Below are 14346 nucleotides of genomic sequence, written 5' to 3' on the forward strand. Positions count from 1 at the left end.
ATTAACGCTTGCGAAATACCAAATCCCATACCCCATGTCCCAACCGCTTGCCACGTGCCTCAAACTTGGTTTCGGGACGGTAATCTGGCGTTGGCACATAGCCCTCTCCGCCTGCTGCCGTATTTTGCAAATTATCAAAACCGCTTAATACCTCCAGCATTTGTTGGGCGTATTCTTCCCAATCCGTTGCCAAATGAATATAACCGCCGCTTTTCAATTTCGGCAACAGCTTGGCAACAAAGGCCGTCTGAATCAAACGGCGCTTGTTATGGCGCTTTTTATGCCATGGGTCAGGAAAGAAAATATGGATACCGTCCAAACTACCGTCTGCCAACATATTCTCCACCACCTCTACGGCATCATGACGCATCACACGGATATTCTGAACATTTTCTTCCTCAATCAATTTCAAAATATTGCCCACGCCTGGGCCGTGTACATCAATTGCCAAAAAATCTTTATCCGGCAATCGCTTGGCAATCTCAACTGTTGCCACACCCATACCGAAACCGATTTCCAGTACTTTATCATTGCCCCCACCGAAACATTGCTGCAAATCGACAAGAGAATCACAGTAATCCACACCAAACCGCGGCCACAAAGTATCGATTGCACGCTGCTGTGCAGCAGTCATATGCCCTTGCCGCAAAACAAAACTACGGATGCTGCGTTTATACTCCTCAGGAACCTCGGTTACCGAATGCTGGTTATTGTTTTCATTCATATAATATGCCTAGCCCATCAAATAAATCACAAGCCGTCTGAAAAACCTTCAGACGGCCTTTAAAAATAAAGCCTTATTATAAAGAAAGCCTACAGCGAAAACAATCCGCACACTCTTTCGCTGCCCTAATTAAAAAAACCGGTTTTTACAACACATAAAGATCTCTTCACACATACCAAACAAATAGGCCGTTTGAAATATTTTTCAGACGGCCTATTGCAAAACTCAATATTCAAATCAAGCGGCAGGTTTGGATTTTTTATGCTTGGCTAAAGTTTTCATACCTTCCGTCACATATTCGGAACCATCTTCGCGTAACAATTTCGGTGCGGCACCCTCATTAATCACTTTTTCATTTACCACCACTTTTTTCACATCTTTCAAATCAGGCAGCATATACATGGTATTGAGCAAGCAACGTTCCACAATAGAACGCAAACCGCGGGCACCCGTTTTACGCTCCATAGCCTGCTTGGCAATTGAATGCAAAGCTGAAGGCAGCACTTCAAGCTCCACGCCTTCCATCGCAAACAAAGCCTGATATTGCTTCACCAGAGCATTTTTCGGCTCAGTCAGAATATTCACCAGTGCATCTTCATCCAGCTCAGCCAAAGTCGCAATCACCGGCAATCGGCCGATCAACTCCGGAATCAAACCGAATTTGATTAAATCTTCAGGCTCTACAGTTTCAAAAAGCTCGGAAATATTGGTGTTTTCATCTTTACTGCTTACCACCGCACCAAAACCGATACCGCCTTTTTCGGTACGCTGGCGAATCACCTTCTCCAATCCGGCAAACGCACCACCGCAAATAAACAAAATATTGGTCGTATCGACATTAATAAATTCTTGATTCGGGTGTTTTCGTCCGCCTTGGGGAGGCACGCTGGCAACTGTTCCTTCAATCAACTTCAATAGTGCCTGCTGAACGCCTTCCCCTGACACATCACGGGTAATCGAAGGGTTGTCGCTTTTGCGTGAAATTTTATCGATTTCATCGATATACACAATACCGCGCTGTGCTTTTTCAACATCGAAATCGCATTTACCCAAAAGCTTGGTAATGATTTGTTCGACATCCTCGCCCACATAGCCAGCTTCTGTCAGCGTAGTCGCATCTGCCATCACGAACGGGACGTCAAGTTTGCGAGCCAAAGATTGAGCTAAAAGAGTTTTCCCCGAGCCGGTGGGCCCAATCAGCAAAATATTGCTTTTCGACAGCTCCACATGGTTGCTGCTTTTAGGATGGCGCAAACGTTTATAATGATTGTAAACAGCAACAGCCAAAGCCTTTTTCGCTTCTTCTTGGCCAATTACATGCTCATTAAGATTAGCCACGATTTCAGCCGGTGTAGGCAGTTTGCCCAACCCTTCGGACAAAGCTTCCGGCGAATCTTCCCCGCCTTCGCTGTTTTGCAGCATAATGCCGCAGGTTTCTACACACTCGTTACAAATATAGGCGTGCTCGCCTTCAATCAAATTTTTTACTTCGTCTTCGGATTTGCCGCAAAACGAGCAAACATGTTTATCATCAGCCATACTGTCAGTTTCATTAAATTAATCGTATCGGCAGTGGTGCCGAGAATATCGAAGTATAATAACTATCGGCCTGATTATCAAACGCCAGCGCCATATCACAAGCTTTGTTTACAACTTCTCATAACATCCAACTTCCGTCAAATCTATCCTAGTAATGAAAACAATATGTTTGCTACATGCAAACATACGAAAATTTCAGCTACATTACTTTACAAGACCACGTTTTTTCACCACAATCTATCGACTAAAGCTTACAAATTCCTTCCCCGAAATACAGCTACAGCGCCTGATCGCAAATAACCCTCAACAACAGCCGGAACTACTACCATGATATTTACTTCCATCCGTAAAACCATCGCTGCAGCATGCCTGAGCCTTGGAGTCGCTGTAATCTCCTTACCGGCCAACGCCGATGACTTAGACGTACTCGGTCAATTTTTAGAGCAAAACTTTCCCACGCCCAATGATCCCATAGGAACATTTGCAAATCAGAATCAAGCGGATCGTGTTGAAATACAAGCCTTACAGGCGGGTCCTTTGCTGACATCACAATCCGCCTTAATCGTCAACAACCGTACTGGCGAAGTGTTGTATCAGAAAAATCCCAACCGCGTGATGCCGATTGCATCTATTTCAAAGCTCATGAGTGCTATTGTCGTATTAGATGCCGGCCAAAGCATGAATGAACCGCTGACCATCACCGAAGCCGAAATCGACAGATTGAAGGGCACTAGCAGCCGCCTATCAATCGGCACCACGCTAACCCGCGGTGAAATGCTACATCTAAGTTTGATGAGCAGCGAAAATCGCGCCACCCATGTATTAGGGCGCTACTATCCGGGAGGAATGGCTGCCTTTGTTGATGCGATGAACCGCAAGGCCCAAAGCCTCGGCATGAATAATACCCGTTTCTACGAACCAACCGGATTGGATTTCCGTAATGTTTCCACTGCCAACGATTTAAACAAACTCGTTCAGGCGGCAAGCCAATATCCGCTCATTCTCCGCAACAGCACCTCCAACTACGGCACCGTATATACCAGCACAGGCCGCCAACAAAACTACCGTAACTCTAACGCGCTTGTCCGTGAAGGCAGCTGGAATATCGAACTGCAAAAAACCGGTTATATCCGCGAATCAGGACGTTCGATGGTCGTAAAAGCAAACGTGCAAAACCAACCTATTACCATTGTCCTACTCAACTCCCCCTCATCTATCAGCCGTGTCAATGATGCGCGCAATATCGAATCTTGGATGTTGCAACGCCGCTCTTAAGGTTGGCGCCTAATAAAATGCCGTCTGAACATTCAGACGGCATTTTATATACTTATATACTTAAAACAGTGTTACGCTTCGGGCATACTGCCTTCGTTTTGACACAAGCTGAACAAATTTACACCCTTGCTTCGGATCTTATTACCTCCGGGCAAATCGGTAAACTCAAGAATCGCCGCGGCCTCAATTACCTCACCACCCAATCTTTGAATCAGCTCAACACCAGCAAGCATCGTTCCACCTGTAGCGACTAAGTCGTCTACCAGCAACACCCGAGCCCCCGGCTGTACTGCATCAGTATGCATTTCAACTGTTGTTTCGCCATATTCCAAGGCATAACTTTGCGATACCGTTTCAAAAGGCAGCTTGCCTTTTTTGCGAATAGGTACAAAGCCCACATTTAACTGATAAGCCAATGCCGCACCGATAATAAAACCGCGTGCATCCAAACCGGCTACCACATCGATTTTCTGACCCATATAGCGGTAAACCAACAAATCTACTAAAAGGCGGAAATACTCCGGGCTTTGCAATACAGGCGTAATATCATGAAATAAAATGCCTTCTTTAGGCCAATGAGGCACTTTGCGAATCTTTTCCGCCAAAGCATTGACACCCATTACATCCGGATGAATCAACATAATCTATTCCTATTATCGAAAACATTTAATGGTGTATTGTAACCGATTTTACAAAGGCCGTCTGAAACTCGGTTCGGATGGCCTTTAGCCATCTGGTTATATTTTGCAAAATACTAAATATAACCTAAGAATTTCCAATAAAAGCCCTAAAACATATTACCTCTTTAACAAAATGCCGCTAGAAAGTACGACAACAATCAAGATAAAAACAAAGCTTCACACTCTTTATAAACCACACAGCCCTTTTCATTTCTTAAAGACAACGATAATTAAAATATTGATTCTAAACAATAAATATCAATCGACAATACAGCCCCACCAAAAGCAGACACACTACTAAAGTATTTATAATTTCAAAAAAATCAATTAAATAGCAAATAAAAATGATAAAATTACAAACTGCGGCCTAGGTCGCCGCCTGAAAAACAAAACCGCTTGTTGCTATGTTATAATTCGGAGCATAAATATCTAAATGGCAACACATTATGCACAGTAAGAAAAAAGGCAATATATTTATCATTACCGCTGCATCAGGCACTGGTAAAACCACATTGATATCCCGCCTTGTCAACAATCGTCCCGATATCCGTGTTTCCGTATCGCATACAACCCGTGCGCCCCGTCCAGGAGAAATACACGGACAACACTACTATTTTATCGATACAGAAAAATTTGAATCTCTGATTCAAGAAGGCGCGTTTCTAGAACACGCCAAAGTGTTTGATAATTATTACGGCACCAGTATCGAAGGGGTAAATCAATTAAGCAAACAAGGTTACGATGTTATCTTGGAGATTGATGTACAAGGCGCAGAACAAGTGCGCCGCACTTTGGCTGATGCATGCAGTATTTTCATACTACCTCCCTCTTTCAAAGTTTTGGCCGACCGTTTACGTGGCCGAGGCACCGAAAGTGAAGAAGTTGTCAATAAGCGCCTCAGCAAAGCCCGTCATGAAATCGAGCAGGCATTTTTATTCGATTATGTAGTGGTGAACGAAGACTTAACAACCGCCGAAGCCGACTTACTACACATCATTAAATCTTACCGGTTGAAACAACCCTCACAGCAATTATTTATTGAAAATCTATTGGAAAACTCATAAAAATTAGCGACAATATTTCATTAATCGATTTAACTCAACATTCCACTTTAATTAATTTCAGAAAGAAAGCACAAAGAAAATGGCTCGTATTACCGTAGAAGACTGCATTGATAAAATCCCTAATCACTTCGATCTTACCTTAACCGCCGCACGCCGCGCACGCCAACTGGAAAATGGCACCGCCCCGCTGGTAGAAGACATCCGCAACAACAAACCGACCGTTACTGCATTGCGCGAAATAGCCGCAGGTCAAATCGGCACCGAACTTTTAAGCCGCAACAAATAAATAAAAGCCGAGGCCGTCTGAATGCCTGTTCCAACACCGCTGCCTACCGCTCCTTATGATCCGCTAACCGCACGAGAACGCGAACTATTGTTTTGCGCAGCAGATTATCTGACGACAGACGACAAACAATTGCTTGAAAAAGCCTGTGCCTACGCTTTTCATGCCCACGACGGGCAAACCCGAAAAAGTGGAGAGCCCTATATCACTCATCCGTTGGCAGTGGCTGCACAATTGGCAGCCTGGCATATGGATGTTCAGGGATTGTGCGCGGGCGTCATGCATGATGTTCTGGAAGACACAGGTGTTACCAAGCTGGAAATGACGGCCGAATTCGGCGAAACCATTGCCGAAATGGTAGACGGCCTATCCAAGCTGGAAAAACTCGAATATAACGATCAAGCCGAACACCAAGCGGAAAGCTTCCGTAAATTAATTCTGGCCATGACAAAAGACATACGCGTTATTGTCATTAAACTTTCAGACCGCCTGCACAATATGCGTACCCTTGGTTCAATGCGCCCGGAAAAACGCCGCCGCATTGCCCAAGAAACCTTGGAAATTTATGCACAGATCGCTAACCGGATCGGTTTAAACAGCGCCTATCAGGAATTGCAGGATTTATCATTCCAGAACTTACACCCCCGCCGCTACGAAACCCTTCAAAAGGCTATGAAAGCCAGTCGGAGAAACCGCCGTGACGTAGTCGGCAAAGTATTAAGAGCATTCAGCCAACGCTTGGTCAGCGCCAATATCGAAGCCAAAATCAAAGGCCGTGAAAAAAATCTCTACAGTATCCATCAGAAAATGCAGAGTAAAAACCTACGCTTTGCCGAAGTAATGGATATTTACGGTTTTCGCGTAATAGTCAATAGTGTACCGGCATGCTATGCGGCACTCGGCGCACTGCACAGTCTCTACCAACCGAAACCAGGCCGTATTAAAGACTACATTGCCATCCCCAAAAGCAATGGTTACCAAAGCCTTCATACTACCTTAGTCGGCCCTTACGGCCTACCAATTGAAGTACAAATAAGAACCAGAGAAATGGATGCCGTAGCCGAAGGAGGCATTGCAGGCCATTGGATTTACAAATCTGGGGAAAATACAATTGACCAAGCCACCCTGCGTACCAACCAATGGCTACAGAATATTCTTGACTTACAAGCACGAAGCTCTAATGCAATGGAGTTTCTCGAGCATGTTAAAGTCGACCTCTTTCCTGATGAAGTTTACATTCTTACTCCGAAAGGCAAAATTTTGGTTTTACCCGAAGGGGCAACACCTATCGATTTTGCCTATGCAGTACATACCGACATAGGCAATCGCACCGTTGCCGCCCGTGTCAACAACACTATGATGCCGCTGCGTACAGCATTAAAAACCGGCGACACAGTAGAAATTATTACTTCCGAACATGCAAAACCCAACGCCGCATGGCTAAACTTCGCTGTTTCCAGCCGCGCTCGCAGCGCCATACGCAACTATATTAAAAATATGAACCGCCAAGATGCCATCCTGCTTGGTGAAAATCTATTACAGAAGGCTCTCTCCAGCCTTTTACCTCAAAACGTTTTGCTATCAGACGATTTAAAAGAAAAATATCTGACCGATCTCAACAACAAACAAACATCTTTTGAAGATGTGCTGTACAACGTGGGCATGGGACACACCCTACCCGTTTCCGTCGCTATGCATATTGCCGAATTGGCAGGAGAGCATTTTGGCGACGAAGTCAAACTTAGCCCGATCAAGATTAACGGTAATGAAACCGGTCGTGTACATTTGGCACAATGCTGCAACCCGATTCCGGGTGACAGTATCCGTGCCGTTATTATCAAAGATCAAGGTATGATTATCCACCGCGATACCTGTCCCAATGTATTGAAAGCGGATCTCGAACAGCAACTGGAAGCCGACTGGGACAGCATACACAACCGCACCTACCGCACCTCGATTACCGCCGGAGCACGTGATACCCACGGCCTGCTTGCCGCGATGGCGCAAGCAATATCAGGGGCCAATGCGGATATTGAGTCAGTTGAAACCCCCTCGCAAAAACAAGCCGGAACAGAAGGGTTTATCGAGTTTAAATTTTTTATCAAAACAAAAAATCTCGAACAGCTTAATGAAATTATCCGCGCACTATATGCAATCCCACATGTCCGCCGTGTTGTCCGAAATTAAACGATAATTAATATGAAAGGCCGTCTGAAATGCAATCTTTCAGACGGCCTTTTATCGTTCTTGACAATCACATCGCAATAAAAGATAATTTCGGATTGATTTTAAGTCTAAAAATTACAACCCTATTTTTCAGCTGCCCGATACACAACAACGCTGCAGCATTGTTAGGAGGTGATGTTTCACATCACGGCGCGTATCCCGCCCGCACTCTTATCCAAGTGCATATTTAAGCGATACACTCAAATTCCATCAAAGCCGTCTGAAATACAGCGGTCAAACCAATTAAAAATATGTAAGGAAATACAATGCCTGCTATTCGTGTAAAAGAAAACGAACCTTTTGAAGTTGCAATGCGCCGTTTCAAACGTGCCGTAGAAAAAACCGGTTTGCTAACCGAGCTGCGTGCTCGTGAAGCTTACGAAAAACCAACTACCGAACGTAAGCGCAAAAAAGCCGCTGCTGCAAAACGCCTGCAAAAACGCCTGCGCAGCCAACAGCTGCCTCCGAAAATGTACTAATCACGGCTTAAGCCTTGATAAGATCCAAACACCGTAAGGCTACTGTCTTGCGGTGTTTTTACTTATCATTTAAAAGCATGTACAAAATATCTTTTCACCCTTTACTGCTACCCTGCATCTATACAAAGCACCAGCATAAAAAGATAATACGGATCGGTGATCCTTTAACAAAACCATATCCTCTATCCAATTTTTATTTCGAGAACAATTATGAGCCTGAAAATACAACTAACCGAAGATATGAAAAACGCCATGCGCGCAAAAGACAGCATAACACTTTCCACTATCCGCTTGGTTAACGCTGCCATCAAGCAATTCGAAGTTGATGAACGTGCTGAAGCCGACGATGAAAAAATCACTGCAATTCTTACCAAGCTGGTAAAGCAGCGTAAAGACTCCGCTAAAATTTATACCGATGCAGGCCGCCAAGATCTGGCAGATAAAGAAAACGCAGAAATCGAAGTTCTAAACCGCTATTTGCCGAAAATGCTGTCTACCGAAGAAATCGAAACAGCCGTTCGCCTTGCTGTTAACGAAACCGGTGCCGCAGGCATTGCCGATATGGGCAAAGTAATGGGTATTTTAAAAAACAGATTGGCAGGCAAAGCCGATATGGGCGAAGTAAATAAAATCTTAAAAGCCGTTTTAACCGCTTAATTAAAACGCCGTCTGAAAATTTCAGACGGCGTTTTAATAACCATATACATTTATTTGTCAAAAATCTTCCCACCCATATCACCATACAAATGTTTTTGTCGGAGAGCCGCCACTGCGATTACAGCAGGAATCGTTACCCGGTACGCCGCTCCTGCAATATCAACTGCAGTCCAGATCCCAGTAACCACCAAACCAATAGGACCTGTGATAATGGACAATATCCGTACCAATATAGTGTTACCCAAAATAGACAACCCTCTGCCGATTAGGGCTTTTAATATGGCATTCACAATGATTACGGTTAACTGATATGAATAAAAACCACCGAAATTAAAAATTTTTATGATAACGGCCGCCAATGCTCCCTTACTCATCATTTCTACATTGTTTACACCCAACTCGCTAGCAATTTCCTTTAATTGTTCCTGCGTCATTTTATTCAGCGCATCTTCTAATATTTTAGACAACAGTGCCAATTCTATTCTCTCTACGCTAGATTTCTCATGATAATTTACTTTTAATTTATCACACACATCCGTCAATACCTCTCGATATAAGACCCCCTTTCCACCACGAAATATGGTTGCGAAGGTATCGGCGCCAAAGCATTGGATTTCTGCAGCAATCTCCTGCCAATATTGCTGGTGATCAGGATAATACATTTTATATTTCCTGCTACCAGTAAGCTCTTCAGTCCATCGGGCTTTGCCATTTTTATCATGAGTTAAGCAGTACACCAAATCACCCAAATCTTCAGACTTCATCTCTCCAAGGAATTCAAGGTCAATATCGTTACGATAAGCCATTACTCTCATCTCCTAATAGCCATTAGCAAAAATACAAAATAAAAGTTTATTTTTTATTATTTTACAAATTAAATGATATTTAAACAAGAGTAAATTTAAGGAAACATTCAATAGACGAGTATTTTTAACGAAAGCAATATCAGTGGCTCAACTACCTGTTTCCGATTTCGACAAAGCCATCGGCAAACGTATCCAAATCCGGCGTAAAGAATGCCATTTAACAGCCGATGTACTATCTGAAAAGATCGGTATGTCCCAGCAACAACTCTCCCGCTATGAGCGTGGAGCCAACAAGGTCAACATTACTCATCTGATCCACATCGCCCAGATTTTAGATACTCCGTTATTTTGGTTTTTACAAGATTGCATACCAGCAGAAAATTTTGATTCAGACGGCCTCAAACACCGTTTAGACTTTCATTGGCGGCATATCAGCCAAGAGCAAAAGCAATCTATTATCAATCTTTTAGATACCTTCCATACCACCGAATAAGCAATTTCAAAATTGATTTTGTTTTGCTTGAATCCGCTAATGGCGCAACCTATAATAATCGGTTAACCAATTGGCCGATCCAATCCGCTATGATTCCAACTGAATTTATAGACGAGCTTCTTTCCAAAGTTGACATCGTCGATATTATCGATGAACACGTACCGCTAAAAAAAGGCGGTGCCAACTATATGGCCTGCTGCCCGTTCCATAAAGAAAAATCACCGTCATTTTCAGTAAGCCCGCAAAAACAGTTTTACCATTGTTTCGGTTGCGGTGCGCACGGCTCTGCTATCGGCTTTATCATGGAATATCAAGGTTTAAGTTTTACCGAGGCCGTGCAATACCTAGCCGACCGCGTCGGCATGGCGGTGCCCAAAACCAAAGGGCGAGAAGAAAGCCCGGAAATACGGCAGGAACGTAAGAAAAAACAACAAACCTTAGAAGAAACAACCGAAGCCTCAGCTACTTACTACATTTCCAAACTGGCTCAAAATCCGCGGGCCCAAGCCTACCTCAGCCAACGCGGCCTTTCTCCCGAAATAATCGAACATTACGGTTTGGGTTATGCTCCCGATGGTTGGCACCCGTTATCCGAAGCATTCCAGCCTTACCCCAATACGGCATTGGTAGAAAGCGGCATGGTAATAGAAAAGGACGGCAAGCATTATGACCGTTTCCGTGACCGTATCATGTTCCCGATACGCAACCAACGCGGTCAAGTTATCGGCTTTGGGGGACGCATACTAGACAAAGGCGAGCCCAAATACCTAAATTCACCGGAAACACCGCTGTTCGATAAAGGGCGCAACTTATACGGTTTGCACGAAGGGCGGGCCGCGATAAAAGACGCCGGCCGCATTTTGGTTGTTGAAGGCTATATGGATGTAGTCGCACTGGCACAATTCGGTATCGGATACGGTGTTGCCGCACTCGGTACCTCCACGACCGCTGAGCATGTGAAAATTCTCATGCGCCAAACCGACAGTATTTACTTCTGTTTCGATGGTGACCGTGCGGGCAGAAAAGCTGCCTGGAGGGCACTCGAAAACGCCCTGCCTCAATTAAAAGACGACAAATCATTACACTTTCTGTTCCTTCCGGAAGAACATGATCCCGACAGCTATATACGAGCCTATGGCAAAAATCAGTTTGAAGATGCCCTGCTCAACCAAAGCAAACCATTATCCGAATATTTTTGGCAAGCACTTTCAGACGGCCTTAATTTAGATACTCATGAAGGCAAAGCCGAATTAGTCAAAAAAAGCGCCCCTCTATTAGCACAAATTACCGCTCCTGCGCTTGGCTTTCTACTCAAGCAGCAATTAAGTGAAATTGTCGGCATCGACCCTGCCAACCTCGCACAACTAATCGGTCAAGATGCCCCCAAGCAATATATCAAGCAAAAAAGCTATAAACTGCCGCAGGCAACATTCCGCCAACCACCTATGCTCAGCTTGGAGCAGAAGCAAATACGCTCCTTGCTTGCTTGTCCCTCATGGGCAAAATACGCACTTCTACCGGAATATCTGCAGCTCTCCGGCGAGATGGCCTGTTTGGCAAACCTTGCAGAGCTGATACACAACCTGCCCGCCATACCCACTACAGCCCAAATCCTCGAACATATCCGCGGCAGCGAACACGAAGCCATGTTACTGGAAATTTTCCGGAATACCGAACCAGACAATGAGCCAGACAGTCAAAACGAAGAAGCAGTCGAAGAATTCAAGCACGGCATGCTAAAACTTCAAAACAAGTTGAAAACAGCCCAGCTCAACCGCCTAAGAATCAAGCTCAATGAAAGTGGGCTGACCGAACACGAAGAAAATCTGCTGCGAACGTTACTACAAAGCAAATAACTGCTTACCCAGAGCCTTCCTTGCCTTGTTTGCAGCATATAAATTTAATATAATTAGCGCCTTCTATCCGCCGCTTGTAATTTTTTCAGACGGCCCCACCTTAGCACCACAAATTCTTTGCCTGAAAGCCATTAATCGGCTATTGCAGGCCGTTTAGAGAAAAGCCTGCCGAAAATACGCTGCACAAACTGCAGAAACCATTCAATACCTTCCGCCGGCCTTCTAACCGAAACTACCGAGTAAACCTATGGCCAACCACACTTCTGATTACGACGAACAAGACGATATCCGCCCGCTAAGCCTTGAAGAACAACGCGCACGTTTGCGCCAACTGATTATCATGGGCAAAGAGCGCGGCTACATTACCTACGCAGAAATCAACGATGCCCTGCCTGACGATATGTCTGATGCAGAACAAATCGACAACATCGTTACCATGATTTCCGGACTAGGCATACAAGTTACCGAACAAGCTCCCGATGCCGAAGATATTCTACTTAGCGACAATACCGCCAACCTTACCGATGATGATGCGGTAGAAGAGGCCGAGGCCGCCCTTTCCAGCGCTGACAGTGAGTTTGGCCGCACGACCGATCCTGTCCGTATGTATATGCGGGAAATGGGGCAAGTCGACCTGCTCACACGTGAAGACGAAATCATCATTGCCAAAAAAATTGAAAATGCTCTGAAAAATATGGTTCAGGCCATTTCTGCCTGCCCCGGTTCAATTGCGGAAATTTTGGCATTAATCGAACGTATTCGTGCTGATGAAATTAAAGTAGACGAGGTTGTAGAGGCCATCATCGATCCCAACGAAGTATTACTGAATGAGCTCGGCTTAAGTCATCTTGAGGGAACATCGGAAGACGGTTCCGCCGATAGCACCGTTGACGACGAAGATAGCACCGATGACACAGACGAAGATGATTCGGAGGGCACAGATAGCGAAGCCATGTCGGCAGCAAATTTAGAAGAGCTAAAACAAAAAGTGCTTGAACACTTCGCGGGCATCCAACAAGACTACGATAAGATGATCTCCGCTCTGGATAAACACGATAGCAAACATCCATCTTATCTCGCACACCGCGATGCTATTGCGGCCAAATTACTTGAAACCCGCTTCGCAACACGTCAGATTGAAAGCCTAAGCAGCAATCTGCGTACCCGCGTCGACAACATCCGTAAATTGGAGCGTGAAATCCGCGATATCTGTCTGAACAATGTTCACATGGATCGTGAGTATTTTATCAATAACTTCCTGCCGCACGCTACCAACCTGAAATGGGTGGAAGACGAGATTACCAAAGGTCGCGTATGGAGCGATGCACTGGGTCGTTTCCGTCACGATATTATTGAAAAGCAAAGTGAAATGGCACAAATGGAAAAAGAAGCTCGTATTTCCATTGAGGAGCTGAAGGAAATCAACAAAAATATGGTTGTCAGCGAAAAAGAAACCGCGGCTGCCAAGCAAGAGATGATTCAAGCAAACCTGCGTCTGGTTATTTCAATTGCAAAAAAATATACCAACCGTGGCTTGCAATTTCTTGATCTTATTCAAGAAGGCAATATCGGCTTGATGAAGGCGGTAGATAAATTCGAATACCGCCGTGGCTATAAATTTTCGACTTATGCTACTTGGTGGATCCGTCAGGCCATTACCCGTTCGATTGCGGATCAGGCACGTACTATTCGCATTCCGGTTCATATGATTGAAACCATCAATAAAATGAACCGTATTTCGCGCCAATACTTACAGGAAACCGGTGAAGAGCCTGATTCTGCAAAACTGGCCGAATTAATGGAAATGCCTGAAGATAAGATCCGTAAAATCATGAAAATCGCAAAAGAACCGATTTCCATGGAAACACCAATCGGTGATGATGACGATTCACACTTGGGCGACTTCATTGAAGATGTAAATAATGTCGCTCCGGCAGATGCTGCCATGTATTCGAGCCTGCGCGAAGTAACCAAAGATGTATTAGAAAGCCTGACTCCGCGTGAAGCAAAAGTGTTACGTATGCGCTTCGGTATCGATATGAATACCGACCACACGCTGGAAGAAGTAGGTAAACAATTTGATGTAACGCGTGAACGTATCCGTCAAATCGAAGCCAAAGCTTTACGTAAACTGCGTCACCCTACCCGCAGTGACCGCTTAAAAAGCTTCTTAGATAGCGAAGACAATAAACAATAATTACAAAATTAAAATAATTTTCAGACGGCCTAAACTATTAAACAAGGCCGTCTGAAAATTGACTTTC

General features: G+C 44.6%; 13 protein-coding genes. 9 read left to right on the forward strand and 4 right to left on the reverse strand.

The window, feature by feature from the left end:
- Window position 1 precedes the first annotated feature (1 nt).
- Together trmB and clpX are read right to left on the reverse strand one after the other, a co-directional pair.
- A complete protein-coding gene (gene trmB / locus LVJ86_RS07325) occupies window positions 2–724 on the reverse strand; it encodes a tRNA (guanosine(46)-N7)-methyltransferase TrmB (RefSeq protein WP_047761463.1) in 723 nt (240 codons plus the stop codon).
- Between the two features lie 237 nt (window positions 725–961).
- A complete protein-coding gene (gene clpX, locus LVJ86_RS07330) occupies window positions 962–2263 on the reverse strand; it encodes an ATP-dependent Clp protease ATP-binding subunit ClpX (protein WP_047761462.1) in 1302 nt (433 codons plus the stop codon).
- A gap of 327 nt (window positions 2264–2590) precedes the next feature.
- On the opposite strand from clpX, the gene LVJ86_RS07335 reads away from it, so the two are divergent.
- Window positions 2591–3538, forward strand: a complete 948-nt coding sequence (locus LVJ86_RS07335; protein ID WP_047761461.1) for a serine hydrolase — start codon at window positions 2591–2593, stop codon at window positions 3536–3538.
- Between the two features lie 71 nt (window positions 3539–3609).
- Here LVJ86_RS07335 and LVJ86_RS07340 read toward each other — a convergent pair whose 3' ends face one another.
- Entirely contained in the window at window positions 3610–4179 is a 570-nt protein-coding gene (locus LVJ86_RS07340; protein WP_244702559.1) for an adenine phosphoribosyltransferase, read from the reverse strand.
- Between the two features lie 485 nt (window positions 4180–4664).
- On the opposite strand from LVJ86_RS07340, the gene gmk reads away from it, so the two are divergent.
- The 5 genes from gmk (at window position 4665) to LVJ86_RS07365 (ending at window position 8927) form a co-directional block, all read left to right on the forward strand.
- Window positions 4665–5282 (forward strand): guanylate kinase, encoded by a 618-nt coding sequence (gmk, locus tag LVJ86_RS07345; protein ID WP_047761459.1) that lies wholly within the window; start codon window positions 4665–4667, stop codon window positions 5280–5282.
- A gap of 79 nt (window positions 5283–5361) precedes the next feature.
- Entirely contained in the window at window positions 5362–5568 is a 207-nt protein-coding gene (rpoZ, locus tag LVJ86_RS07350; RefSeq protein WP_047761458.1) for a DNA-directed RNA polymerase subunit omega, read from the forward strand.
- Window positions 5569–5589: 21 nt separating this feature from the next.
- Window positions 5590–7752: a RelA/SpoT family protein gene (locus LVJ86_RS07355; protein WP_047761457.1), complete on the forward strand. Its 2163-nt coding sequence runs from the start codon at window positions 5590–5592 to the stop codon at window positions 7750–7752.
- Between the two features lie 305 nt (window positions 7753–8057).
- Window positions 8058–8270, forward strand: a complete 213-nt coding sequence (gene rpsU, locus LVJ86_RS07360; RefSeq protein WP_003680926.1) for a 30S ribosomal protein S21 — start codon at window positions 8058–8060, stop codon at window positions 8268–8270.
- Window positions 8271–8480: 210 nt separating this feature from the next.
- Window positions 8481–8927: a GatB/YqeY domain-containing protein gene (locus LVJ86_RS07365; protein ID WP_047761455.1), complete on the forward strand. Its 447-nt coding sequence runs from the start codon at window positions 8481–8483 to the stop codon at window positions 8925–8927.
- A 50-nt stretch (window positions 8928–8977) separates the two neighbouring features.
- On the opposite strand, the gene LVJ86_RS07370 is transcribed toward LVJ86_RS07365, so the two are convergent.
- Entirely contained in the window at window positions 8978–9733 is a 756-nt protein-coding gene (locus tag LVJ86_RS07370; RefSeq protein ID WP_047761454.1) for a YaaW family protein, read from the reverse strand.
- 142 nt (window positions 9734–9875) lie between these two features.
- Between LVJ86_RS07370 and LVJ86_RS07375 the strand changes: the two genes are divergently transcribed.
- The 3 genes from LVJ86_RS07375 to rpoD all read left to right on the forward strand — a co-directional run bounded on the left by LVJ86_RS07375 (window position 9876) and on the right by rpoD (window position 14279).
- The gene (locus LVJ86_RS07375; protein ID WP_047761453.1) at window positions 9876–10226 is read left to right on the forward strand and encodes a helix-turn-helix domain-containing protein; all 351 of its coding nucleotides are present in this window, start codon (window positions 9876–9878) and stop codon (window positions 10224–10226) included.
- Window positions 10227–10315: 89 nt separating this feature from the next.
- Window positions 10316–12082 carry a DNA primase gene (gene dnaG / locus LVJ86_RS07380; protein ID WP_047761452.1) on the forward strand — a complete coding sequence of 589 codons (1767 nt, stop codon included), beginning with the start codon at window positions 10316–10318 and terminating at the stop codon, window positions 12080–12082.
- Between the two features lie 247 nt (window positions 12083–12329).
- Window positions 12330–14279: an RNA polymerase sigma factor RpoD gene (rpoD, locus tag LVJ86_RS07385; RefSeq protein ID WP_047761451.1), complete on the forward strand. Its 1950-nt coding sequence runs from the start codon at window positions 12330–12332 to the stop codon at window positions 14277–14279.
- The last annotated feature ends 67 nt before the right edge of the window (window positions 14280–14346 follow it).

Origin of the sequence: Neisseria arctica (assembly GCF_022870905.1) — a bacterium.
In the GTDB taxonomy this organism is placed as follows: domain Bacteria; phylum Pseudomonadota; class Gammaproteobacteria; order Burkholderiales; family Neisseriaceae; genus Neisseria; species Neisseria arctica.